Raw genomic sequence first — 25,460 nt, 5'->3', positions numbered from 1 at the left:
TACTCGGAGGACGCACGGCCGGGCACGGAAAGTTAGCCGTACCGGCAGCAATCGGGATGGTGGTTGTAGCCTTCTTTGCAGGACGCGCAACCAGCCATCCCGGAGCGGCCGCCACATCGGGTATCGGGCGCAAAGCCCTCTACTACGTTGACCCCATGCATCCGCAATACCGCTCAGACAGGCCAGGTACCGCGCCGGATTGCGGCATGGACCTGGAACCTGTCTATTCGGACGGCCGCCCCACCGCAACGTCCGCCATGAGCCCAGGCAGTGTGCGCCTCACGCCCGAGCAGGAACAGGTCATCCAGCTCGAAACAGAAACGATGCAACCCGCCGGAACAAGGGAGATTCGGACCGCTGGACGAGTGGTCCCGGACGAAGCACTGACATTTGGGGTCTCAGCCGGAGTGGACGGCTGGGTGCGCCGGGTTTACTCGGGCGAAACGGGCACCCGTGTAAAACAAGGTCAGCCACTGGCCTCCTTCTATGGACGGGATCTCGCCTCCCCGCAACAGGCCTATGTTTATGCGCTGGAGTCTTCCGAGAGGCTTCGCAAACAAGCTACTGCCGAGCCGGGCCAGTCCGCCCTGGCGGCACGTCAACTCTCTACAGCGAGGAATGACTTGCGCTTCGCGGGCATGGGCGATGCACAGATCGAGGAGTTGGAGAGAACCCGCCAGGAGATGCTCGACATCGATCTGACCTCACCGGCAGCCGGCCAGATTATCGAGCGGAACGTCGCTGTCGGACAGCGCTTCATGAAAGGGGACCAACTGTACCGCATTGCCGACCTTTCCCGCGTGTGGGTGCTGGCCGAACTCTCCAGCCGCGAAACCCCCGCGAGTGGAAGTGTTCAGGGCGCAAAGGTGCTGCTGGACGGAACTGCGCCAATCGAGGCGAAGGCCGCATCCGTGGCTCCCCAGTTCGACCAGGAAGGACGTACGGGGCGCGTGCGACTGGAGGTCAACAACCCGGATCGCAGGCTTGTGCCCGGAATGGTGGTGAGTGTTGTCCTCGATTGGCCCGCCGGTACAAACCCAACGCTGCCGGCCGACGCCGTACTGAACTCAGGCTCAGGAAATCGGGCATTTGTGGCTCGCGGTGACGGCCAGTATGAGTTGCGAGCCATTGAAACCGGCAGGCAGGATCGCGGCCGTGTCGAGGTCAGAAGCGGATTGCGCCTCGACGAACGGGTCGTGACCGCCGGCGCGTTCCTGCTCGATTCCGAGAGCCGCCTGAAGCAGCCAGTCCATCCAAAGGCGGAACCGGGCCGGGAAGTGCAAATGGTGACGGATCTCTCCTGCGGCATGGCGATCACGGTTGCCGGCGCCCGGACGGTGCAGTGGAGAGGGGCTCTCCACTACTTCTGCTCGGAACAATGCAAACGGAAGTTCGAAACAGCGCACGGAATCCTACTCACCCGGGCCACGGGCAACGCGCATGATTGACCGGATCATCGACTTCTCGGCCCGCCGGCGGGGAACCGTGGCGGGCGGGGTTCTCGCCCTGGCGATGTGGGGCTGCTGGAGCATGGGACGGATCCCGCTCGACGCCCTGCCGGACCTCGGTGAGACCCAGGTGATCCTGTACTCGCGTTGGGATCGCAGTCCGGACCTCATCGAGGACCAAGTAACTTACCCCATCGTCACCGCCATGCTGGGCGCGCCGAAGGTCAAGGCAGTACGGGGCATCTCTGACTTTGGGTACTCCTTTGTCTATGTGATCTTCGAGGATGGAACTGATCTGTACTGGGCGCGCTCGCGCACCCAGGAGTATCTCGCCGGAGCCATCTCCAGCCTGCCGCCCGGCGTCAGGACGGAGTTGGGGCCCGACGCAACAAGCCTGGGGTGGATCTATCAGTACGCCGTAACCGACGCCTCCGGCAAACGGACGCCGGCGGAACTGCGCTCGACGCAGGACTTCTTTCTTCGCTATCACCTGCGTTCCGTGCCTGGCGTGGCCGAGGTCGCCGCCGTGGGCGGATTTACTTCGCAGTACCAGGTGACCGTCGATCCGGCCCGGTTGCGCGCCCTCGGCTTGCCGATGTCAAAAATCGTGGAGGCAGTTCGGCGCAGCAACATCGAGACGGGCGGCCGGTTGCTGGAGTTCGGCGGATCTGAGTACATGGTGCGCGGCCGCGGTTATCTGAAGAATCCAGAGGACCTGGAAGAGGTCGTGGTGTCGGACGGCGAAGGCACGGGTTCGGTCCGATTGAAGGACGTTGGAACGGTGGCCAGAGGACCTGAGATACGGCGCGGCCTGGCTGACCTCAACGGCCGGGGAGAGACGGTCTCCGGAATCGTCATCATGCGCCAGGGCGCGAACGCGCTGGATGTGATACGGGGCGTTAAGATGAAGCTCGAACAGATCCAAACGGGCCTGCCGGCGGGTGTGCGCATCGTGCCTGTGTACGACCGCTCGGAGCTGATCGGCCGCGTCATCGACAATTTGCGAACGACCTTGTTGGAGATTGCCATTACGGTAGCGGTGGTCGTTTTGCTGTTTCTCTGGCATCCCGCAAGTGCCATCATCCCCATCCTGACGATCCCGCTGACAGTGCTGGCCGTGGCCGGCCCCTTTCACCTGCTGGGACTTTCCTGGAACGTCATGTCCCTGGGAGGCATCGCCATTGCGACCGGAGCATTGGTCGACGCTGCAATCGTTGTGGTCGAACAGACCCACAAGCGGCTGGAGGAGTGGCAGGAAGCCGGCTCGGTGGGCGATCAGGATGCCGTGATTGTCCGCGCCATGAAGGAAGTGGCGCGTCCGGCGTTCTTTGCCTTGCTGATCATGGCGGTCGCGTTCCTGCCGGTGTTCGCGCTGGATGGCCAGGAGGGTCGGTTGTTCCACCCGCTGGCTTACGCAAAAAGCCTGACTATGCTGATCGCGGCCTTCCTGACCATCACTTTGGATCCGGCACTCCGGCTGATGTTTGCGCGCCTCGGGCGCCGGCATTGGCATGGCGGGAGGGCGGGCCGGTGCATGGCCTCGTTGCTTAGCAGCAGAGTTCGCAACGAGGAGCATCATCCCCTCAGCCGGACTCTCATCCGCCTCTACGAGCCCGCTTTGATTCATGCCTTGAACCGGAAAGGCATCATCCTGGCGGCGATTCTAGCCGCCGCCGCGCTCACAGCGCCGCTTTGCTGGCGCCTGGGTTCTGAATTCATGCCGCCCCTGGACGAGGGAGTGCTGCTGTATATGCCATCAACGGTGGCCAGCATTTCAATTGCTCAGGCGAAGCGCCTTGTTCAGCTCACCGACGCGCGCTTGCGGAGAATGCCGGAGATCGCCCAGGTGCTTGGCAAGGCCGGGCGAGCCGATACCGCCACGGACATCGCGCCGCTATCGATGCTGGAAACGGTGGTCGTGTTGAAGCCTCGTGAACAGTGGCCGGAACAGCCCACGTGGTACACATCGTGGGCGCCCGCCTGGCTCAAGCCGCTGTTCCGGCGCATCACTTCCGATCGCATGTCCCAGAAGGAACTAATTGGCAAACTGGATACCGCGTTGCGCCTGCCCGGTATTGCAAATTCCTGGACCATGCCCATCCGAGGGCGTATCGACATGCTGGCCACCGGCATGCGAAGCCCCCTCGGACTGAAGATCTCCGGCGCCGACTTGCAGGTAATTCAGGATCTGGGTGCGCAAGCCGAGGAGGTATTGAGACCCGTAGCCGGGACGCGCAGCGTCTTTGCCGAGCGTGTCAACGACGGCCGGTATGTGGATATCGACTGGGATCGCCGGGAACTCGCCGCCGCTGGCATCAACATGGAAGACGCGCAGGTCGCTGTAGAGAACTCTATCGGTGGCGAAAATGTCACAACGGTGATCCAGGGCCGGGCCCGCTACCCGGTAAACGTGCGCCTGCCGCGGGACTGGCGCGAGGATTTGGACGCCCTGCGCCGCGTGCCGGTCAGCGGAGGGGAAGGCAGCAAGAGCGTACCACTGGGCCAACTGGCCAGGGTTCAGACTACGCAGGGCCCAGCCATGATTCGCGACGAGAATGGGCTGCTGACCGGCTATGTCTACATCGACCTCGAAGGCCGCGATCCGCAAGAGTACGTCGCCGAAGCGGAAGCTCTCCTGGGGGCCAAACTCAAGCTGCCAGGCGGCTATACGCTGCTGTGGAGCGGCCAGTATGAGTCGTATCAGCGGTTGAGCCAGCGGCTCAGGCAGGTGGTTCCGCTGACGCTGTTGCTCATCGCAATCCTTCTGTATTGGAACACCGGCTCGCTCGGCAGGACGGCGCTCGTCCTCCTGGCCGTACCCTTCTCCGCTATAGGAGCGATCTGGAGCCTGTACCTTCTGGGCTACCCGATGAGCCCGGCCGTCTGGGTCGGCATGATCGCCCTGCTGGGGGTGGATGCGGAAACCGGTACGTTCATGGTGATGTACCTGGATCTGGCGTACGAAGCCAGAAAGGCCTCCGGCCGCCTGCGAACCAGAAGCGACTTGCGGCAGGCGATTCTAGGCGGAGCCGTACGGCGCATCCGGCCCAAGTTCATGACGGTAGCCACCATGTTCATCGGATTGGTGCCGGTACTCTGGTCCACGGGGACAGGATCGGAAGTGATGAAGCGCATTGCCGCGCCGATGGTCGGCGGACTCGCCTCGTCCTTCCTCATAGAACTGATCGTCTATCCCGTGCTCTACGACTTGTGGAAATCAAGACAGCTGCCGGACGCGGGTGCGTTCAGCGGAGGCTGGCACACGCCGCCTTTTGAAGTGCTTGCGGAAACGGGGCACACCTCCGTTTCGCATTCGACGCAGGGTGCGGTATCGTCCGGCGATTGAATCCGGTGTGCCCCGCGAGAGCACCTAATCCTGAAACTCCATCAATCCCGCTTGGGTGTTCAACGCTTCCACAGCTACGGTTTGGCCGGCGCGGTGGCGGGCCTGTCGACAATGGGAGGTTGAGTGACAAACACGGCCACATCGTGCGCCGCCTTGGTCTCTACACCCGGCTTCTGCAGGAAACCCAAATCTCGGAACCAGTCGATGAACCGGAACTGCCATGTACCAAACGGCGTGTGATTGCGGTCGGTCAACCCGCCGGTCATGCGCGTTCCGTCCGGTAGCGGATCGCCCGGATGCCTCCCATTGCCGTACAAGTGCATCTCGATGTTCGGCACGCCCAACGCCAGCATCGCGTTGTAGTACTCCATGGCCCAGATTGCGTGGACCCGGTCGCCCGAACCGCCGCACACCAGGAACGCCGGCGAGACATTGCGGGGAATCGCCGGAGCCACTCGATTCTTCGCGAAGGGCGAAGGTCCCGGATAGATGATCCCGTCGAAATCCGGCCGGGACGTGATACCGGCCAGCGGATCGCCCGCCGCATTGTTGGCTTTGTCGAATTCGTCGAACCGCACTGCCGCGGCGGCCGTCAGTTCCGCCCCCGCTGAGAAACCCATGACCCCGATCCGGTTGGGGTCCAGATTCCACTCCTTCGCGTAGGCGCGCACCAGGCGAATGGCCTGCAGCGTGTCGTAGACCGCCTCGGTCTGCGGATTGTAGCCGTCACGCCGCAGCCGGTTTCTCAGGATCACCGTATTGATGCCGTAGTTATAGAAGAACGGCACGAAGTCCGCCGCCTCGCTGCCGACATTCAGCGTGTTGTGACCACCGCCCGCCACCACGATCACTGCCGCCCCAGTATTGATGCTGCGATCCACCGTGTGTACTTCAATCGAAGGATTGTGGATGTTGACGATGCTGTTGATTCGGCCGGGCACGGTCTGGCTGAGGTTGTACTGCTCGGCCTCACGCACCCGGTCCATCTTCAGGAACGGCGAACCCGGTGGATACAGCGGCACCACGACACCGCCCTGCAGGATGGGCTGGGGCGCGTAGGGCGCATCGGTCACCGGACCCGGCTTCGGCACGCCGATCGGCGCCGGCAGCGGAGGCAAGGCGGGGCGCTCCGCCGTCTGTGCGGAAAGCGCGCAGGCCGCGATAGCCAGCACGGAGAACAGGGGAACAGCACGGCCGGAACGGCAAGCAGGCATGGCGTAAGCTCTCTTCGTGGTGAGAATGCGGGCGATGAACCCAGGCTCCCATCATACTTTCGGCGGCGGCCCCGCGCGGCCCAAGCCCACGCGGGAAGACCTAGCGGTTCACCGGAAACTCCGGCACAACCAGAGGCTTCTTCTTCGCTCCCGTGATCTCCAGCGCACCGTTCACCAGCCCGCAGGTCACATGATCGTCCACCGAGTTGTGGATCAGGACCGAACCACTCCTGCCCATCGTGGACCCCACCCCGCGCTTCACCCGGCTGGTCGCGATCATTCGTTTCTGCGCGCGGCCCTGTTCGCCCTGGCTGTAACTCACAGTCAATCCATCGCTGTATTGGTTGGGCTGGGGCGGCAACTCCACACGCAGCAGGGTCGCCGCTCGTCCATCCGGCAGGTTCGCCTTCCAGCGCCGCACGACAGGGAGCCGGCGTGGCTTGCCGTAGCCCACCTGCACAGGTCCTTCGTCCAACGGGATCCCGAATTGCCAGACCTCGTCCTCGCCCGCTCCCTCCAACCGGGAGCCCATCCAGACCTCCAGGTGATCGGCCATCACCCAGGATCGCGCCGGTGCCGTGGTCCGTCCCGCATCAACCACCTGGGCCAGCAGGACGCCCTTGCCCGCCTGCAACAGCTTCACCTCCAACGGATCGCGCGGATCCGGCTTACCCCAGGTGACGAAACCGTGCTTGCCGCTCGAGTCCAGCGACATGGCACACGAGCCCAAGCGCCCTCGCCCCTTCTCAAGTTCGGCGGCATCGGCGGCAACACTGGGCACGATCAGATACCGGGGCAGAGTGGCACTGGCTTCGCAAATGCCAACCTCTTCGCCCTCGGCAGACCGATACCAGGCCTCACCCCGCAACGTCAGGAAGTCCCACTGCTCTAACGTATGCTCGCCGCTGCCATAGAACGAGCAGTCGTCCATCGAGACAGGCCGCCACGGTGACAACTGATAGGCGTGGATCTTGAAGTATCCGGCCTGAGTCCCGCCGTTGCGATTGACCTCGATCCTGTTTGGCTCTACCGACACAGTGATTTCGGCCTGGTCCTCCGTCTGGCACAACCTCACTACAGTCTCCGCCGAGACGACCCGCCCGTCATGAGCCTTCTCCAGCACATACTCCGTGCCCGGCAGGCACCGGGCATTATTCGGGGCACGCTTGGGATAGCTGACCTCGACCACGGTCAGCGAATTCCCTGCCCCGTCGATTCCGGCCGGATAGCGCCGCCCTTTGCGCTGGGCCATTAGTTCCAGACAGAGGAACAGCACGGCAGCCAGGCGCACAACACCGGCGCAATGGCCTGCCGCTGAACTGAAATTTGTTGACCTGGGCAGGCAGATGGAGAACATAGACTGGCCGGAGCCTCGACCATTCCAGCATTGCGGCGATCCTCACCGCAACGCCCGTGCGCCCCACCCAGGCCGGTCAGCCCTCGCGCAGCGCCGTCATGGGATGGATCCGCGACGCGCGCCGTGCCGGAATATAACCGGCCGCCAAGGCCACGCTGCACAGCATGAGGATGACGCCCACGAACGTCAATGGATCGGAAGGCTCGGTCCCGTAGAGCAGCGTGGCGATCGAGCGCGCGATGACGAAGGAACCCACCGCACCCAGCGCCGCACCCGCCACGGCCAATCGCAGCGCGTTCCCGATCACTTTGGCCTGCACCTGTCCACCGCTCGCGCCCAGCGCCATCCGGATGCCGATCTCCTGCGTCTGCCGCGTGACCGAATACGAGATCACCCCGTAAATCCCCAGCGACGCCAGCACCAGGCCCAGCAACGCGAAGCTCGTCACCAGCATGACGAAGAACCTGCGAGGCGACGCGGCGCGATCCACGATGTGCTGCAACGGCCGCAGTTCCGCTGCCGGCTGCCCTGGATTCAGCGTTCGCAGCGTCCTCATGATGGCGGGCGCCAGCGACTCCAGCCGCTGGCTGGTGCGAATCACCAACTCCGCGCCTTCCGGATCGGCCTGGGTCGTTGTCAGGTACATTTCCGGATCCGCCGTGTCCTCCAGCGTGTTCTCCCGAACATCGGCGATCACTCCGATCACCTTGGCCTGCCGGCCGTTGATGCTGGCCGGCCGGCTCATGGGGTCCTCTCCGCGCCAGTAATAGCGGCTGGCGGCTTCGTTGATGATGACCACCGAATCGCTCTTCGGTCCATCGCTCCAGGTGAAATCCCGGCCGGTGCGCAGACGCATCCCCATCACCCCGAGATAACCCGGCGTCACAATCCGCACGATGGCGCCGATCTCAGTGCCTTTCGGATACTGCATGCCCTTGGCCGTCAGGCCCCACGAGCGGTTTCGCCCCAGGGGCAGCATGTCCACGATGCCCGCTGATTCAACGCCGGGTATTTCCTTGATGTTGCGCAGGATCTCCTGCACGATCGGGCCGCGGCGCTCAAGCTTGCCCCCGTCATCGAAGTCGATCTTGATCACCGCCGCCCGGCTGGGTTGGAAGCCCAGATCGACATCCAGGACTTTGAGGAAACTGCGCAGCAGCAGGCCGGAGCCGATCAGCAGCACGCAAGCCAAGGCCATCTCGGAAACGACCATTGTCGACCGCATGCGCTCATGACGCCGGCCCGTGGTCATGCCCTGTCCGCTGCTCCTGAGCGCTTCCTGCACGTTGCCGGAGTATAACCGCAGCCCGGGCACCAGGCCGAACACCAGTGCGGCCGACAGCGCGATGCCCATGGTCCAGGCCACCGCTACCCAGTCGAGCGTCACGCTGCTCAACAACGGCAGCGCAATGGAATCCTGGTGGGCGAAGTAAAACGTCAACCCGTACGCCATCCCCAATCCAAGCAGCCCGCCGGCGCTCGCCAGCACGAAGCTCTCGGTCAATAGCTGGCGGCAAAGCCGCGCGCGGCCCGCACCCAACGCACTACGCACGGCGAACTCCTTGCTCCGCGCGGCCGCTCGCGCCATCTGCAGGTTTGACAGGTTCACGCAGACAATCAGCAGGATCAGGCCCACGGCGCACCACAGCATCACCAGCGACCGCTTCAGCTTGCCGCTCACAAACTCCTTCAGGCCGGTCACCGTGGAAGCGTAGTCGCTGTACCAATCCTTGTGCGCCTCGCGCAATTGCGGGAACAGGACATCGGCTTCCGCCTGTGCCTGCGCCACCGTCACCCCTGGCTTCAGGCGGCCGAACATCGAGATGGTGTTGCCCCAGTTGCGAATCTCAGCCATCGGGGCAGGAATGAACAATTCCATCCGCTGGCCCGGCGCAAACACCGCTCCGAAATCAAAACTCGCAGGCAGAACGCCGACCACCGTGTAGGCCATCTTGCTCAGCGTGATGGTCTGCCCGATCAGCCCGGGATCGGCCCCAAACTGGTTCCGCCACATCGATTCACTCACCAGCGCCGCCAGGCGGCCGCCCTTCACGCATTCCTCGTGAACAAAATGGCGCCCCAGCATCGGCCTCACGCCAAGCAACGGGAAGAAGTTCTCGGCCACCATCACTGCCACCACGGGCCGAGGCTCTCCACGGCCAGTCATCGTGTATTCGCTGCTGCCGTAGAAGGGATTGAAGCCGGTCACGCTCTGGAACGACTTGTTGTGCTGCTGGTACTCCTCAAAAGCCGCCACCGTATAGGTCACGGCGGAAAGCCCGGCTGTCGCCTTGCCCTGTTCATCCATCCCGCGGTCCGCCCGCAGCCACGCCAGATTCTGCGACTCGGGGAAAGGCAGGGGCCGCAGCAGCACTGCATTCACCACGCTGAAAACCGTTGTGTTGGCCGCGATGCCCAGGGCCAGAATCAGCACGCTGATGATGGCGAATCCGCGCTCCTTGCGCAGGGTCCGCAACGCGTAGCGCAGATCCTGCCCGAACTCGCCCCAGTAATCCCGGCGATCCTTCGACCTCTGCATCTCCTGGCCCATTTGTTCACCCATGGCTCGTACGCTCCTCAAGTCCCCGAATAGCCGTTCGGCTTCCTTCCGTGCCTCGTCCCGAGGCCAGCCCTGCTCCACCAGATCGTCCACCTTCATCAGTAGGTGGAACTGCAGTTCATCCTCGACATCGCGAGCCGGGTCCGCACCAAACATGCGTGCCCAGCGCCGCCACATGGGCACGTGGGTCATCCGGCTTTCTCCGGCAAAGGAGGCTTCGTGGCGCCCAGCATCTTGCTGACGGCAGCCGAATAGGCCTCCCACGTCCTGGTCTCTTCGCGCAGCTGCCGCCGCCCCTCAGAGGTCAGTTGATAAAACTTGGCCCGCCGGTTGTTTTCGGAAAGGCCCCACTCGGCTTCCACCAGGCCTTTGGCCTCCAACCGCCACAGCGCGGGGTACAGCGTGCCTTCTTCCACCAGCAGCGCTTCCTCGGTCTGGCGGTGAATCAGGCTTGTGATGGCGTACCCGTGCAGCCGGCCCCAGACCAGCGCCTTGAGAATCAGAACGTCGAGAGTTCCACGAACGAGTTCCAGTTGCGTCTTATCCATCCCGCTCCCCTGTGCTTTCTATGGAAGATTCGCATAGGTTCCCCTGGGATTACAAGGGGAGCAGGCGAGAGTTCACGCGTGTAACAGACGGTATTCCTGGCATGTTGCCCTGCCTGCATACGGCCGCCAATCCAACCTCGCCTCGCGGCCAAGGCACAATGTAAGCGCTCCGCACTGCACGCCCCCCCTCGGTTGCGGTATTCCTAACAAGAATGGTTCTCTCTCGGTACAAATGGTTCGTCGTCGGCATGCTGTGGTTCGTCTGCTTCTTCAACTACGCGGACCGTCAGGCCATCTACTCGGTTTTTCCGCTCCTGAAGAGCCAAATGAACCTCTCGACTTCGCAACTCGCGATCGTCGGCAGCTCCTTCATGTGGGTCTACGCCCTCTCCGGACCCTTCGCCGGCATGGTGGGTGACCGCCTCCAGCGCAAGACCCTCATCATCGGCGGACTCATCTTCTGGTCGCTGGTCACCGTGGCCACTGCCTTCTCCACCACTTACTGGCAACTGGTCCTCTTCCGCGCCCTCGAAGGACTCGGTGAAGCCTTCTACTTCCCCGCCTCCATGTCCCTGGTCAGCGACTATCACGGCCGCGACACCCGCTCCCGAGCCATGGCCATCCACCAGTCCAGCGTCTACGCCGGTACCATCGCCGGCGGAGCCGTGGCCGGCCACCTGGGCCAGCACTACGGCTGGCGCTCCAGCTTCTACCTCTTCGGCCTCCTCGGCACAGTGCTGGGCGTCGTCCTCGTAGCGCTGCTGAAGGAGCCCAAGCGCGGGCAATCCGAACAGCCCGGTGACGACGGCGGACACGGCTCGCTCAAACTCGACAAGAACCTCTTCGCTACCCTCAGCCACACCTTTGAACACCGCATGGTGCCGGTCCTGATCACCGTCTTCGTCGGCGCCAACTTCGTGGCCATGATCTTCCTCACCTGGATGCCGACGTTCCTGTTCGAGAAGTTCGGCATGAGCCTCTCGATGGCCGGGCTCAACGGCACCGCCTACCTGCAGATCGCCTCGGTGTGCGGCGTCATGACCGGCGGCTTCCTGGCCGATCGCTTCGTGCGCCGCAGCCGCGCCGGCCGCATGTGGACGCAGTCCCTGGGCCTGCTGCTGGGCATTCCGTTTATATTCCTCGCTGGCTGGACGCTCTCCGTTCCCATGCTCGTCCTCGGCATGGCCGGCTTCGGCTTCTCGAAAGGCCTCTACGACGCCAACATCTGGGCGTCCCTATATGACGTCGTGAAACCCGAGAACCGCGCCACCGCCCTCGGCCTGATGAACTCCATCGGCTGGCTGGGCGGCAGCATTGCTCCTCTCGCCGTGGCCCGCGCCGCCGAAACGTACGGCATGAGCGCGGCCATCAGCGCCAGTTGCGTCGTTTACCTGATCGTCGGGCTGCTGTTGATCTACGGCATCAAGGCGTTCATGAAACCCACGGAACCGGCCCCTGTGACGGCCTAACTACTCTCACGCGCGGCCGATGCGAATCGTGCCGCGCGTCCCACTCGCAGGCTGGAACCGGATATACACGCTCGCCCCCACGTCTTCCCGCTCGAACTTCACGTCAGTCCCATTTACCATCACCGCCCGCGGAGCAAACCCCGCCGGCAGCAGCACCCGGAACTCCGCCTTCTCGCCCGAGCCCGAATACTCGATCTCAATCGACGCCGGCTCCGCTGCCCACTTGTAGCTGAAGTACGCCTCCGACGCTCCATACCGCGCCGTCGCCCGCACTTCCTTTACGCCCGCCGCTGCCCAACGCGGCGAAATCTCCACCGCACGCATCTGGCCTTGCGGATCCCGGATGCCCGCCAGTCCTTCCACCAGCGCGTCAACCCACTGCGCCATGCCCCACCCCGCGTAGTTCACCTCATTCGTCGTGCGGTAGCCCGGAGTCCCATCGGGAAAATACCAGACCTGCGCGCCCCCGGTCCGCCGCAGATGATCCGCATACTGCCGCATCAGCTCGACGCCATACGACTCGCGACCATAAAAGAACGAAGCCCGCGCCAGTTCTCCGCCCACCCACGGCATGAGGCCGCCATTGGCGTAGGCACCCTCCAGCCGGTACTTGTCCTTCCAATAGCCGAGCCGGTCCGGGTAGCCCGGCTGCAGGCTCCACCACGGGTATTTGTCGCCCGTTTCCTTTTGACGCCGCCGGTATTCATCGATGATCTTGATCGACTGCTTCTCATCGGCGAGCCCGCGCGTCATCGCCCACGTATTGCCCATGGTGAGCTGCTTCGTCTCGTCGAAACCCCCGTGGTCGATGGCATCCAGGTGCACGTGATGCAGGAACTTCGTGCCGTCCCACAGCATCTTCATCGCCCGCTCACGATACTCGCCGGCCTCCTTCGCCCAGCGCTCCGCCGCCGCGTTATCGCCCAGATACCGGTACATCTCGCTCATCCCGCGAAACGCCAGCGCATACCCGCTCTGGTCGCAGTTCGCAATCACGTGCCGGCTGGCGCCGTGATCCGTAGCGCCATCGATGTCGTAGTCCCACGTATCGCAGCTGTGCTGCCGCTGGATCAGCCGGTTCTTCGCGTCCCAATGCTTGGCGTCGCTGCGAATGTAGCTGAGGGCCTTTTCCAGCTTCGGCATCGCGGCCCGCAGCCACGCATCGTCGCCCGTCGCTTTCCACGTGTCCCACACGCCCAGCGTCAGGATGTACTCGACATCGCTCTCCAGCCCAACCCGCCACGTCCGCCCGTCGCGCTCGATCCCATCCGGCGTCTGGCCGTCTTCGCGCTGCACCTCCAGAAACCGGTCGAGCCCGCACTGCATCTCGCGCTCCCAATATTTGTATGCCGGCAGCGTATAGATCCAGTCGCGCAGCCAGATGCCATCGAAGTGGTTGGTATCGGCCGAAATGTAACCCACAAACCGGCCGCGCTTCGTCATGTAGTCGCGCCGCCCCAGTTGCACGCGTTCGTGCGTGAACGGGTAGATGGTGTCGAAGTCCCTGTCTCCGGACTCGATGCCGGTCTCCGCATCCAGCCGGAAATTCACATACCTGCTGTACTTCTTTGCCTCAGGCCACCACAGGTACACGTAGTGCACGCCGAGCTTGCCGGAAGCGGTGAACTGGACCCGGCCCTGATTGGCCTCCAGATCGACGTCCTTTTCGAAGTACACCCGCTGATCCGGATCAGCGACCTTCACCCGGCACTTGCGGTCGCCCGCCGCCCGGCCGCCGACCTTCACCTTCACCACATCCAAAGGCCGGTAAGACGACTTATCCGTGGACAAGCGGCCATACGCGCCTTCCACCGTGGACGGATCGGAAGCAATCGCCGCCAGCGAAGCCAGCAGAATCAGGGAAGTACAACGGATCAGCATACGGACACCAATCTATCCCAACAGAGGGAGCTTGGAGCGCCCCCAATGGCCTGCCCGTGATCCCCGTCGCCCACTCCGGCTCGGAACCGATCGCTCCACTGCTAGTCTGGTCGCAGCAGGCTGCTACTCAAACCGATGTCTCGAACGACACTCACCTCGGCTCTCCTCCTGTTCGCCGCGCCGTTCCTGCTGCTGGCCGCAGGCTACGCAGCCATGCCGGCAGAGCTGCCCGCCCTGCGAAACCCCTTTGCCGGAGCAGTCGCCGTGGCGCCCAAATCTCTCTTCATGGTGTTTCGAGTGCCGGCAATGAATCTGCTCCGCGGGCTCATGTCGCTGCTCATGCTTTCGCACGCGGCCGACTTCCCCAACCCCGCCCGCCGTGCCGCTTACGCGAACATCTTCCTCACGCTGACGTTCGCGATCGCCTGCAAGTCGAACTTCGAGGCCCTCGAACTCAGCCGGTTGGCCCAGCAGCCAAACTCGCACGCGCTGGCCACCCTCCTCACCGCGGCCACCGTCCTGTTGGTCGTCGCCGGCCTCGCCCTAGCTGCCATCCGAGGCCGGGGAGTCCCTCTTCCCTGGCCCGAGCTCCGCCTCTCCCTGCGAGACAAGGCCGCGCTCGCCGGCGTGTTCCTGCTGTACGTCGGCATCGTCATCGCTACCTCGCGGATGGCGCATCCGGCCTAGCAACTACAGCCCGTCTCCATTCAACCCCGGGCTCATCACCGCATCCTTCCAGTCTTCCTTGGATTGGTGCTGGTCCTCATCCGCGCCCAACCGCCCGGGCCGCTCTCGGCAGCGCGATCAGCGCCGCCACTTTCCCTCTACGCAGGATCGTCATCCGCGAACACCCACTCCCACCGTCTCCAGATGTTGCGAGCTGGACAGCATCACCTTGACCCGGCACTTCCTGTCGCCCGCCGCCCGACCGCCGACACTACCTTTCATGACGTCCAAAGGCCGGTAAGCCGACTTGTCAATAAAACGCACCATCGCCTGTCGGGGTTCTTCTGAGTTACAGCCGATGTCTATTCGAATAGGGTCCGTGGCAATCCCGATTGCCGCACAATACTCGACAATGTGCCTGAGCGAAGAGGATCATGCAACGGGACCGGCACCGTGAACGTCGTGCCATCAACCCGGCGCTGCATTATGCGATGGCTGCCTCGTTGGCGAACGTTCACAAAACCACTCGCTTCGAGAATCCGGCAGACCTCCCTACCGGAAAGAACTCGAAGCTTACCCAACGGGAACCTCAACTTGAGTAATGAGAACGTCTCCGTGATACCGGCGCGCGACCTCAGACGGGTCAGCTGCTTCAAAAAACAGCGTCAATGCTTCCACCAGGTTCGCCCGAGCCTCTTCGATGGACTCGCCCTGACTCGCGATATCCAACTCAGGACACAATGAGACGAACCCGTCTTCTTCGCGCTCAATAATCGCCGTCAGACGCTGTGTCCGCTGCATGATCTGAGTCTACCGCACCCCATTTGCCTCGGCCTCCGCGCCCCACGTCTGCCAAGCACACCCACATCCTGTCCCATTCACACCTGTAAATACACACTCGAACGCGCTGAACCCTGTAGACTCTCTACACCCTCACCATGTAGACTTTCTACATCCCTTCTATGCCGAAGCCAGACCGCTACCAAAACCGCATTGAGCTGCTCCAGGGCACGCTCGACCTGCTCATCCTCCAAACCCTCTGCTGGGGTGCGCAGCACGGCTACGCCATCAGCAACTCCATCCGGTCTGGCTCCGGCGACCTCCTCCAGGTGGAAACCGGTTCCCTCTACCCGGCCCTCCACCGCCTGGAAAAGCGCGGCTGGATCCAGTCCGAGTGGCGCCTCACCGAGAACAGCCAGCGCGCCAAATACTACAGCCTCACCATCGCCGGACGCGCGCAACTCATCGCCGAACGCGACCGCTGGGATCAGTTCTCCAAAGCCATGGAAGGTATGTTGAACCGCGGAGCCGAGGGCGATCCCGCATGAGCTTCTTTCGCTGGTTTCTCCAACGGCACCGCCGCGAGCAGGAACTTGATGAAGAGATCCAGTTCCACCTCGCACAGTCTGCCCGGGACGGCGGCCCAATCACCGAGGACTTCGGCAACGTCGCCCTCATCAAGGAGGTCACACGCGATATGTGGGGCTGGACCAATCTGGAGCGTCTCAAACAGGATCTCGTCTTCGGTCTGCGCGCCCTGCGCCGCTCGCCCGTCTTTGCCCTCACCGCCATCCTCTCCCTGGCGCTCGGCATTGGGGCCAATACCGCCAGCTTCAGTCTGGCCGATGCCTTGCTCCTGCGGCCCATCGCCGCGCACAATCCTTCGGAACTTGTCCAGATCACCGGCGTCAGCGATCACGAAGCCTTCGAGGGCCTGCCCTACCCCGAACTGCAGGAGATCCGCGCCCGCAGCCGCGCCTTCTCTTCAGTCGCCGGCTACCATCTCTACGGGTTGGGCGTCGCCCGCACCGCCGACGACATCGCTCAATGGAAGATGGGCGCGGTCGTCAGCGACGGCTTCTTCCAGACCCTCGGCATCCAGCCGGTGCTGGGCCGCGCGTTTCGCGACGACGAAACCGCCGCGCCGGACCGCGAACCGGTAGTCGTCGTCAGCCACGAATTCTGGCGCAACCAGTTGGGATCCGATCCTGACGCCGCCGGCACCACCCTCCGCCTCAACGGCATCCCCTTCACCATCATCGGCGTGGCGCCCGAGAGCTTCACCGGCATGGATCCGCTCATCCGCCCGGCCCTCTACTTCCCCCTCACCATGGCCGGCCGCCTTGCCAACCGCTCCGGAGCCGGCATTCTGCAGGACCGCTCCGCCCGGTCCCTCCTGCTGCGCGGCCGCCTCAAACCGGGCGCCACCATCCGGCAGGCACGCTCCGAGCTCGACGCCCTGGCCGCCGCCCTGGCCCGCGAATACCCCGACACCAACCGCGGCATCCGCTTCGCCGTCCGCACGGAACTCGAGTCGCGCGTCCAGCAGTTTCCGCCGGCCGTCGGAGCCATGGCTCTGCTGATGACCCTCTCCGCCCTCGTCCTCCTGGTCGCCTCCGCCAATGTCGCTAACCTGTTGCTGGCGCGGGCCCGGGCCCGTTCCCGCGAGATCGCCATCCGCCTCGCCATCGGCGCCGGACGAGGCCGCCTCTTCCAGCAACTGGTGACCGAAAGCGTCCTGCTCGCGCTGCTCGGCGGCGCGGCGGGCATCCTGCTCGCCCAAGGTGCCATCCGCTATCTCACTTCGATTCAACTGCCCACCGACACACCCATCGCCATCTCCGCCCAACTGGATTGGCGCGTCCTGCTTTTCAGCATCGTCGTCTCCATCGCCAGCGCCCTGCTCTTCGGCGTCGTACCCGCCTGGCACTCCACCAAAATGGAGGTCTCGCCGACCCTCAAATCCGGCGAGACAGGCGAACCCAGGAAGGGCCGCGCCTTCGGCCGCCAGTTCCTTGTCGGGGCCCAGGTCGCGGCTTCGCTCGTCCTGCTCGTCGCCTTTGGTACGTTTCTTGACGCTTTCCGCCAGATGATGCTGGCCGACCCCGGCATCCGCACCGACCACATGATGATGGTCGAGTTCGACCCGTCCCTGCTGCGTTATTCCCCGGATCAATCCACCGTGTTTTACCGCCGTTTGGCCGACGAAGTGCGCCGCCTGCCCGGAGTCCGCTCCGCCGCTCTCAGCCGCGGCGTCCCGTTCCGGCCAAACTTCACGGATGAGGAAATTATCCCCGAAGGCGCTCCACTGCCCGGCGGCAAAGCCACCGTCTCGGTCTCCGCCAACATCGTCGGCGAGGACTACTTCGAAACCGTGGGCACCCCCATCCTCCAGGGCCGCGCCTTCTCCCTCCGCGACACCGCCGAATCGGCCCGTATCGCCGTGGTCAACCAGGAGTTCGCTCGGCGCTTCTACCCCGACCAGGACCCGCTGGGCAAACGCTTCCGCCTCGGCCTCAAGGGCGAGTTCCTCCAGATTGTCGGCGTCGCCAAAACAGCCAAGTACCTCTCACTCACCGAGAAGCCGCAGCCTTACTTTTACATGCCCCTCACCCAGGCCCCGCGCACGCGGCTTACGCTCTTCATCCACACCTTCGGCGACCCGCGCGAAATCTCCGGCCCAGTCCTGCGCACCGTCCGCAACATCGACCCGAACCAGCCCGTTTTCAACACGCGGCCCATCGAAGTCTTCTATGAACTGGGAGTCCTGGGCCCGTCGCTAGTCGTTCTCCAGATGGTCAGCGTGACCGGCCTGGTCGGCCTCGCCCTGGCGCTGGTCGGGCTCTACGGCCTCATCGCCTACTCCGTCGTCCGCCGCACCCGCGAGATCGGCATCCGCGTCGCCATCGGAGCCAGCCGACCGCGCATCCTCTGGCTGATCCTCGGCCAAGGCCTGCGGATCACTCTGGCCGGAGCCGCCGTGGGCCTCGTCCTCAGCGTCCCCCTGTTCCGCGTCCTCAGCTCCGCGTTGGCTGGGCTCGGGCCACTCTCCCCCTGGACCCTGGCCGCGGTTCCGCTTGGCCTGGTCGTCATCACCACCGCCGCCTGTGCCTTGCCCGCATTCCGCGCCTCTGCCATCGATCCGCTGAACGCGCTGCGCAACGAATAGCCGTACAGCCTCGGATGGGTGGCTGCATCTCACTGGATTGCGGGACTTTATCTAATGTTCACCACCATACGGTGGTGTTCATTGGATTCGTCCCGCAAATACTTGCATAAAAAAGACTTGACAGTCCAGTCCGAACGCGCGATAACGGACTTGGGACTGCGTGTTTAGGTTATGCAGGTATTAAAATCACAAATCCGAAACCGGCCTGACGCACAGGCGTCCTGGCGCGACGAATACCTGCAAAAGAAGACCACCGCGGCCGAAGCCATGCGCGAGATCCGCTCCCGCGATCGCGTCTATGTCCACGCCAGTTGCGCCACCCCGGAAGACCTGCTCCACGCCCTCATCGCCCGCGCGCCCGAACTCGAAGACGTCGAGATGATCCACATGAAGACGCTCGGCTGCGCGGACTACTCCCATCCGCAGTACGAAGGCTCCTTCCGCACCGTGGCCATGTTCATCGGCGACAACGTCCGGGATGCCATTCGCGACGGCCGCGCGGACTACCTGCCCATCTTCCTGCACGAAATCGAAGGCCTCTTCGAATCCGGCGAACGCCCCCTGGACTTCTGCCTCCTCCAGCTCTCTCCGCCCGACAAGTACGGTTACATGAGCTTCGGCACCGGCGTCGACTGTTCCCTCACCGCCGCCCGCCATGCCCGCCGCGTCATCGCCGAAGTGAATCCGAACATGCCCCGCACCCTGGGGCAGACCTTCATCCATGTCTCAGAGGTCGACCGCATCGTGGAAGTGGATCACCCGCTGCCGGAGCTCCACATGGAACCCGCCGACGAGATCCAGCTCCGCATCGCCGACAATGTCGCGTCCCTCATTCCCAACGGCGCCACGCTGCAACTGGGCATCGGCGCAGTGCCCGACGCCGTCCTCAACCGCCTGGTAGACCACCGCGACCTGGGCCTGCACACCGAGATGTTCTCTGACGGCGTGATCCCGCTCATCGAAAAGGGCGTCCTGAACGGAGCCGCCAAGTCGATTCACATCGGCAAGCTGGTAGCCGGCTTCGTCCTCGGCACGCGCCGCCTCTTCGACTTCATCGACGACAACCCGCTGTTCGAGTTCCATCCCATCAAATACGTCAACGACCCGTTCGTCATCAGCCAGAACCGCAAAATGGTGGCCATCAATTCGGCCCTGCAGGTCGACATCACGGGGCAGGTCTGCTCCGATTCGATCGGCACCCGCCTCTACAGCGGCTTTGGCGGCCAGTTGGATTTCATCCGCGGCGCCGCCCACAGCGAGGGAGGCCGCCCCATCATCGCCCTGCCCGCTACGGCCTGCCGCGGCACGGTCTCGCGCATCGCCCCGATGCTCGATCCGGGTGCCGGCGTGGTCACTACCCGCGGAGATGTCCATTACATCGTCACCGAATTCGGCGTCGCCTATCTGCACGGCAAAACGCTGAGTGAACGCGCCGTCGAACTCATCCGCGTGGCTCATCCTTCGTTCCGCGACATGCTCACGGAGTACGCCTATCAGGCCCGTTACATGCGGCCCAAGTTGGTCCCTGTTTTCTGAGGAGTCCCATCCATGCCTGCCTGCACCATTGAAGAAACCATCGACATCAAGGGTTATGTCGAGATCGACACGGAAGAGTGCAAGGGTTGCGGCCTGTGCGTCGCGGCCTGCGTGCAGAAAGTGCTGAGCCTGTCGCCGCAGCTCAACCGCTACGGCTACCATCCGGCCACCAACGAGGACCAGCCCTGCAACGGCTGCGGCCTCTGCTTCTACGCCTGCCCCGAGCCGGGCGCCATCCGCGTCTTCAAGGCAATCGATTAGTCCCCCTGGAGAGCTCCTCATGCCCAAGCAACTCATCAAAGGCAATGAAGCCCTGGTCAAGGGCGCCGTCCTGGCCGGTTGCCGCGCGTTCTACGGCTACCCCATCACCCCCGCCAATGAGATCGCGGAATCGGCCGCGGTCTATCTCCCGCAAGCCGGCGGCGTCTTTCTCCAGGCGGAGAGCGAAGTGGCCGCCATCAACATGGTCTATGGCGGTGCCTCAGCCGGCGTCCGCACCATGACCGCCTCCAGCGGCCCCGGCATGAGCCTCATGTGCGAAGGCATCAGCTACATCGCCGGAGCCGAGCTGCCCTGCGTCATCGCCAACATCATGCGCGGCGGACCGGGCCTGGGCAACATCGCGCCCGAACAGTCCGACTACTTCCAGGCCGTGAAAGGCGGCGGCCACGGCTGCTACCACGCCCTGGTCCTGGCGCCCGCCTCCGCCCAGGAGATGTGCGACCTCACGTTCCTCGGCTTCGACCTGGCCGACAAATACCGCAACCCGGTGATCGTCCTCGCCGACGGCTGCCTGGGCCAGATGATGGAGCCGGTGGAATTCCCCACCACGCCCCGCGCGCCGCGCACGCCCGATTGGGCAGTCGATGGAACCGCCGCCACACGCCCCAACCTGATCTCGTCCATCTACCTCCAGCCGGACGATCTCGAAAAGCACGTCCTCAAGCTCGACGCGAAGTACAAACGCGCCCACATCGAGGAGACCCGCTGGGAGAATTACCGCACGGACGACGCGGAGCTCGTCTTCGTCGGCTACGGCATCGTGGCCCGCATCCTCAAATCAGTCGTCGAAAAGCTGCGCGTCCAGGGCATCAGGGCAGGCCTGCTGCGTCCCATCACGCTGTACCCCTTCCCCACGCTGGAACTGCGCCGCCTGGCCGGGCAGGCCCACCAGTTCTTCGTGGTCGAGATGAGCACGGGCCAGATGGTGGAAGACGTCCGCCTCGCCGTCGAGGGCCGCCGGTCCGTCGAGTTCTACGGCCGCTGCGGCGGCAACATTCCCACCGCCGAAGAGATTGTGGAGGAGGTTTTCGCCCATGTCTGAACTGAAGTGCATCCACGGCAAGGCCGATTGTTTCTACGAGCACTACGAGCGCAAGGGCGAAGCGCAGCACCAGACGCACTACTGCCCCGGCTGCGGCCACGGTATTGCGCATAAGCTGCTGGCCGAATCCATTGACGAGCTCGGCATTCGCGACCGCGTCATCCTGGTCTCACCCGTCGGCTGCTCCGTCTTCCTCTACTACTACTTCGACGTCGGCAACGTCCAGGTCGCCCACGGCCGTGCGCCCGCCGTGGCCACAGCCCTGAAGCGCGCCCATCCGGAAGCGATCGTCATCTCCTATCAGGGCGACGGCGACCTCGCCGCCATCGGCAGCGCCGAGATCCTGCACGCCGCCAACCGTGGCGAAAACTATACGTCGATCTTCATCAACAACGCGATCTACGGCATGACCGGCGGCCAGATGGCCCCCACCACGCTGATGGGCAACCGCACCACCACGACGCCCTTCGGCCGCAACGTCTTCAACGACGGCTACCCGCTGCACGTCTCCGAAGTCATCGCCACCCTGGAAGCGCCCGTCTACGTCGAGCGCGCCGCCCTCGGCAACATCAAGCAGATCCTCCAGGCCAAGAAGGCCATCAAGAAGGCCCTGGAAACGCAGATGAAGGGCCTCGGCTTCTCCATGGTCGAGATCCTGTCGCCCTGCCCCACCATCTGGAAAATGGATCCCGTGGACGCCCAGAAACACGTCCGCGAAGGCCTCGCCGCGGTCTACCCCCTGGGCGCCAAGCGCGACCGCACCAGGGAAGCGGAACCCCGTCCCGCACCCGTGCCCGCGCCCGCCCTGGAAGAACTGCCGCGTATCCTGAAACTCGATAAAGGCTCAGACACTCCTGCGCCCGTCCACCACGAAACCGTCGATTTCCGCGTCAAGGTCGCGGGCTTCGGCGGACAGGGGGTCCTCCTTCTGGGCCAACTGCTGGCGGAAGCCGGCATGGACTACGGCCTGGAAGTCTCCTGGCTGCCCAGCTATGGGCCTGAAATGCGCTCCGGCACGTCCAACTGCCACGTCCGGCTGTCCAATAAACCGGTCGACTCGCCGTTCGTTTCCAGCCCCAATGTCCTCATCGCGCTGAACGAGCCCTCGCTGCGCAAGTTCATCGCAACCGTGGAACCCGGCGGCCTCGTGTTCTACAACGGCACCACCATCCCGGCCGATTGCATCCGGCCCGGCCTGCGCATGCACGCCATTCCGTTCTTCTCCGTGGCCGACGAACTGGGCAGCACCAAGGTCGGCAACATCGTCGTCCTGGGCGCCCTCCTCTCCGCCACCGGAGTCCTCCCGCTCGAAGTCGTCGACCATGCCCTGCCCCGCGTGGTGAAAGCCGAAAAGTGGATCGAGATCGATCGCCTGGCCCTGCGCCGCGGCGCGTCCCTGCTGTCTCCCGAGGTACCTGTCCATGTTTGACAACCAAGACGTCCTCATCTATTTCAACAATCAGTTCGTCCCGCTGCGCGACGCCAACGTGAATATCCTGACGCACGGCCTGAACTACGGCACCGGCGTCTTCGAAGGCATCCGCGGCTACTGGGTGCCTGAGGAAGAGGAGCTCTTCCTGGTCCGCTGCGAGGACCACTATCACCGCTGGAAGGCGAACTGCCGCATCCTGGAGATCGACCCGCCCAAGAGCGCCGAGGAGCTCACCGAGATCACGGCCGAGCTCGTCCGCCGCAACAACTTCAAGACTGATATCTACGTCCGCCCGCTCTCCTACATGTCTTCCGCCCGTGTCGGCGTGAGGCCGGATGGGCAGCACAGCTTCGCCATCGCCGCCATCCCCTTCGGCGTCTACATCGACAGCTCGAAAGGCCTCCATGCCGGAGTCGCCTCGTGGCGCCGGGTGGAAGACCAGGCGCTGCCGGCCCGTGGCAAGATCTGCGGAGCCTATGTGAACAGTGTCCTCGCCACCACCGAAGCCCACTACCACGGCTACGACGAAGCGATCCTGCTCAACCAGAATGGCCATGTGGCCGAAGGCTCCACCTGCAACATCTTCATGGTGCGCCACGGCAAGCTCATCACGCCGCCTCCCTCGGACAACATCCTCGAGGGGCTGGTGCGCGACTCCGTCATCACGCTCGCCCGCCGCGAAATGCACTTGGACGTCATCGAGCGCTCCATCGACCGCAGTGAACTCTACATCGCCGACGAGCTCTTCTTCACCGGCACCGCCGTCGAGGTAGCGCCCATCACCATGGTGGATCACCGCACTGTCGGTTGCGGCAACATCGGCTTTGTCACCGGCCACATCCGCGAGCTCTACACGCAAGCCACGCGCGGCCGCATCGCCGACTATCACGCCTGGCTGCACCCGGCTTATCAGGCCCTGATGGCTGTCTGACAATTCACGATCTGTGTTGGGGGTGCCACGAACGGCAGGGGATAACACTGCCCTGCCGTTCGTGGCATCGGGTCCTTCGTGGCCTAGGGCCCTGCTTGGCATAGGGCCCGTTCGTGTAATGGTGTCGGATGATACACTCATCGCCATCTACGGACCCATGCTCTCCCGCCGCCAGTTCGTCGCCTCCTCCGCCGCCGCCTTTCAGCGCCCGCGCCGCCCCAACATCCTCTTCGTCCTGCCGGACCAGCTCCGGGCCCAGGCCCTGGGCTGCATGGGCAACACCGTGGTCCAGACCCCCAACATCGACCGCCTGGCCGGCGAGGGCGTCACCTTCCGCAACACCATCGCCAACACGCCCGTCTGCTGTCCCGCCCGAGCCATCTTCCTCACCGGCCAGTACTGCCACAAGAACGGCATGGTGGCCAACGACCTGCGCTTGCGCGAATCCTCCGTCACCCTGCCCGGCCTGCTGAAGCAGCACGGCTACCGCACCGGCTTCGTCGGCAAGTGGCACCTCGACGGCGGACCCCGCCTGCCCGGCTTCGTCCCGCCCGGCCCGCGCCGTCACGGTTACGACTTCTGGGCCGCCAACGAGTGTTCGCACGAGCACTTCAAGAACACCTACTTCCGCGACACTCCGCAGCCCCTGCCCGTGCGCGGCTTCGAGCCCGAAGGTTGGACCGACCTCGCCCTCGAGTTCCTGGAAACCACCAAGCGCGACACACGCCCCTTCTTCCTCTCCGTTTTCATGGGGCCGCCGCACGACCCCTACGGAGCGCCTGAGTCGTACATGCGCCGCTACGACAACGTGCCGAAGCCGCTGAACGCCTACTACGCCGCCATCACGGCCATCGACGACCAGATCGCCCGCCTCACCCGCTCCCTCAGCGACCTCGGCCTGGCCGAAGACACCATCGTGCTCTTCTCCTCCGATCACGGCGACATGCTCGGCACCCATGGAGCGAAGCTGAAGCGCAAACCCTGGGAGGAGTCGATCCGCGTCCCCGGCATCTTCCGCTACCCCCGCCGCATCAAGCCGGGCCGCAGTGAGGAAGCTCTCCTGTCCCACGTCGACTACGCACCCACGCTGCTGAGCCTCTGCGGAGTCCCGGTGCCCGCGACGATGCAGGGCGCCGACCTCTCCGCCCTCGTCGCCGGCCAGAGCCGCCGCGCCTCCGATTCCGCGTTCCTCCAGATCTTCGGCCCCTATGCCGGAGACCAGACCCCCGCCGGCTGGCGCGGCCTGCGCACCGATCGCTATAAATACGCGCGCTTCGAAGACAAACCGTGGGTGCTCTACGACCTGAAGGAGGATCCGAGCGAGGAGCACAACCTGGCCGCGGACCCAGCCGCCGCCAAACTCCGCCAGTCCCTCGAATCCCAACTGGAAGCCTGGATGCGCCGCACCGGCGACGCGTGGAAGTACAACTGGACCGCCCCCGTGGAAGACGCCGGACGTCTGTACAAGGACAAGACGTATTACAGCGTGGACGAGTACCTCAGGGAACACCCGCAGTGAACTTTCGCGACCAGGAGAGCTTCAGCCGTCAGAGATCCGCGATCAGCACTCAGCTTGACAGCCCGCAACCCACCTGCCTCTCCCGGCACCGCAGAAGACCCCAACATTGGGACGGCGGACCCCCTGGTCGGCGTGGGGTCCCCAGACCCCACACGCGGCAAGCTGTCATCCGTCAGAGATCAGCCGTCAGCGATCAGCCGCCAGTATGGCGTCGAGCTGATGCGGCAGTATGCGGATCATCTGCGGCGGACCGGGGGCGCGCAGGTCTGGTATTTTCCCG

At 64.1% G+C, this 25,460-nt stretch carries 19 protein-coding genes; 12 read left to right on the top strand and 7 right to left on the bottom strand.

The window, feature by feature from the left end:
• Window positions 1-56: 56 nt before the first annotated feature.
• Both IRI77_RS33080 and IRI77_RS33075 read left to right on the top strand, forming a co-directional pair.
• Window positions 57-1,448, top strand: coding sequence for an efflux RND transporter periplasmic adaptor subunit (locus IRI77_RS33080; protein WP_228486448.1), 1,392 nt, complete (start codon window positions 57-59; stop codon window positions 1,446-1,448).
• Window positions 1,441-4,794 carry an efflux RND transporter permease subunit gene (locus tag IRI77_RS33075; protein WP_194449202.1) on the top strand — a complete coding sequence of 1,118 codons (3,354 nt, stop codon included), beginning with the start codon at window positions 1,441-1,443 and terminating at the stop codon, window positions 4,792-4,794. The genes IRI77_RS33080 and IRI77_RS33075 overlap by 8 nt, the downstream gene beginning before the upstream one ends.
• A 74-nt stretch (window positions 4,795-4,868) precedes the next feature.
• Here the strand turns inward: IRI77_RS33075 and IRI77_RS33070 are convergent, their stop codons facing one another.
• The 4 genes from IRI77_RS33070 to IRI77_RS33055 all read right to left on the bottom strand — a co-directional run bounded on the left by IRI77_RS33070 (window position 4,869) and on the right by IRI77_RS33055 (window position 10,473).
• Window positions 4,869-6,008 (bottom strand): alpha/beta hydrolase, encoded by a 1,140-nt coding sequence (locus IRI77_RS33070; protein ID WP_194449201.1) that lies wholly within the window; start codon window positions 6,006-6,008, stop codon window positions 4,869-4,871.
• Between the two features lie 100 nt (window positions 6,009-6,108).
• On the bottom strand, window positions 6,109-7,260 hold the full coding sequence (locus IRI77_RS33065; protein WP_194449200.1) for a hypothetical protein: 1,152 nt from the start codon (window positions 7,258-7,260) through the stop codon (window positions 6,109-6,111).
• 181 nt (window positions 7,261-7,441) lie between these two features.
• Window positions 7,442-10,117 carry an ABC transporter permease gene (locus IRI77_RS33060; protein ID WP_194449199.1) on the bottom strand — a complete coding sequence of 892 codons (2,676 nt, stop codon included), beginning with the start codon at window positions 10,115-10,117 and terminating at the stop codon, window positions 7,442-7,444.
• Complete coding sequence (locus tag IRI77_RS33055) at window positions 10,114-10,473, bottom strand: PadR family transcriptional regulator (RefSeq protein ID WP_194449198.1); 360 nt, start codon at window positions 10,471-10,473, stop codon at window positions 10,114-10,116. Before IRI77_RS33055 ends, IRI77_RS33060 begins: the two co-directional genes overlap by 4 nt.
• A gap of 212 nt (window positions 10,474-10,685) precedes the next feature.
• Here IRI77_RS33055 and IRI77_RS33050 point away from each other — a divergent pair, with 212 nt between their 5' ends.
• Window positions 10,686-11,942 carry an MFS transporter gene (locus IRI77_RS33050; protein WP_194449197.1) on the top strand — a complete coding sequence of 419 codons (1,257 nt, stop codon included), beginning with the start codon at window positions 10,686-10,688 and terminating at the stop codon, window positions 11,940-11,942.
• A gap of 6 nt (window positions 11,943-11,948) precedes the next feature.
• Here IRI77_RS33050 and IRI77_RS33045 read toward each other — a convergent pair whose 3' ends face one another.
• Window positions 11,949-13,823, bottom strand: a complete 1,875-nt coding sequence (locus tag IRI77_RS33045; RefSeq protein WP_194449196.1) for a glucosidase family protein — start codon at window positions 13,821-13,823, stop codon at window positions 11,949-11,951.
• A 135-nt stretch (window positions 13,824-13,958) separates the two neighbouring features.
• Between IRI77_RS33045 and IRI77_RS33040 the strand changes: the two genes are divergently transcribed.
• Window positions 13,959-14,510 carry a hypothetical protein gene (locus IRI77_RS33040; protein ID WP_194449195.1) on the top strand — a complete coding sequence of 184 codons (552 nt, stop codon included), beginning with the start codon at window positions 13,959-13,961 and terminating at the stop codon, window positions 14,508-14,510.
• Window positions 14,511-14,851: 341 nt separating this feature from the next.
• Here IRI77_RS33040 and IRI77_RS38785 read toward each other — a convergent pair whose 3' ends face one another.
• Window positions 14,852-15,070, bottom strand: a complete 219-nt coding sequence (locus IRI77_RS38785; RefSeq protein WP_194449194.1) for a type II toxin-antitoxin system HicA family toxin — start codon at window positions 15,068-15,070, stop codon at window positions 14,852-14,854.
• A complete protein-coding gene (locus IRI77_RS33030) occupies window positions 15,063-15,290 on the bottom strand; it encodes a type II toxin-antitoxin system HicB family antitoxin (protein WP_194449193.1) in 228 nt (75 codons plus the stop codon). Before IRI77_RS33030 ends, IRI77_RS38785 begins: the two co-directional genes overlap by 8 nt.
• Window positions 15,291-15,451: 161 nt before the next feature.
• Here IRI77_RS33030 and IRI77_RS33025 point away from each other — a divergent pair, with 161 nt between their 5' ends.
• The 8 genes from IRI77_RS33025 (at window position 15,452) to IRI77_RS32990 (ending at window position 25,180) form a co-directional block, all read left to right on the top strand.
• Window positions 15,452-15,817 carry a PadR family transcriptional regulator gene (locus tag IRI77_RS33025; RefSeq protein ID WP_194449192.1) on the top strand — a complete coding sequence of 122 codons (366 nt, stop codon included), beginning with the start codon at window positions 15,452-15,454 and terminating at the stop codon, window positions 15,815-15,817.
• Window positions 15,814-18,438, top strand: a complete 2,625-nt coding sequence (locus IRI77_RS33020) for an ABC transporter permease (RefSeq protein WP_194449191.1) — start codon at window positions 15,814-15,816, stop codon at window positions 18,436-18,438. Before IRI77_RS33025 ends, IRI77_RS33020 begins: the two co-directional genes overlap by 4 nt.
• A 171-nt stretch (window positions 18,439-18,609) precedes the next feature.
• A complete protein-coding gene (locus IRI77_RS33015; RefSeq protein ID WP_194449190.1) occupies window positions 18,610-19,974 on the top strand; it encodes an acetyl-CoA hydrolase/transferase family protein in 1,365 nt (454 codons plus the stop codon).
• Between the two features lie 12 nt (window positions 19,975-19,986).
• The gene (locus tag IRI77_RS33010) at window positions 19,987-20,235 is read left to right on the top strand and encodes an ATP-binding protein (RefSeq protein WP_194449189.1); all 249 of its coding nucleotides are present in this window, start codon (window positions 19,987-19,989) and stop codon (window positions 20,233-20,235) included.
• Window positions 20,236-20,254: 19 nt separating this feature from the next.
• Window positions 20,255-21,298, top strand: coding sequence for a 3-methyl-2-oxobutanoate dehydrogenase subunit VorB (locus tag IRI77_RS33005; protein WP_194449188.1), 1,044 nt, complete (start codon window positions 20,255-20,257; stop codon window positions 21,296-21,298).
• Window positions 21,291-22,727, top strand: a complete 1,437-nt coding sequence (locus IRI77_RS33000; RefSeq protein ID WP_194449187.1) for a 2-oxoacid:acceptor oxidoreductase family protein — start codon at window positions 21,291-21,293, stop codon at window positions 22,725-22,727. Before IRI77_RS33005 ends, IRI77_RS33000 begins: the two co-directional genes overlap by 8 nt.
• The gene (locus IRI77_RS32995; RefSeq protein WP_194449186.1) at window positions 22,720-23,661 is read left to right on the top strand and encodes a branched-chain amino acid transaminase; all 942 of its coding nucleotides are present in this window, start codon (window positions 22,720-22,722) and stop codon (window positions 23,659-23,661) included. The genes IRI77_RS33000 and IRI77_RS32995 overlap by 8 nt, the downstream gene beginning before the upstream one ends.
• A 118-nt stretch (window positions 23,662-23,779) precedes the next feature.
• Window positions 23,780-25,180, top strand: coding sequence for a sulfatase family protein (locus IRI77_RS32990; protein ID WP_194449185.1), 1,401 nt, complete (start codon window positions 23,780-23,782; stop codon window positions 25,178-25,180).
• Window positions 25,181-25,460 lie beyond the last annotated feature (280 nt).

It is taken from the genome of Paludibaculum fermentans, from assembly GCF_015277775.1.
Classification (GTDB): Bacteria; Acidobacteriota; Terriglobia; order Bryobacterales; family Bryobacteraceae; genus Paludibaculum; species Paludibaculum fermentans.
This window is presented reverse-complemented; position numbering and strand designations above follow the sequence as displayed.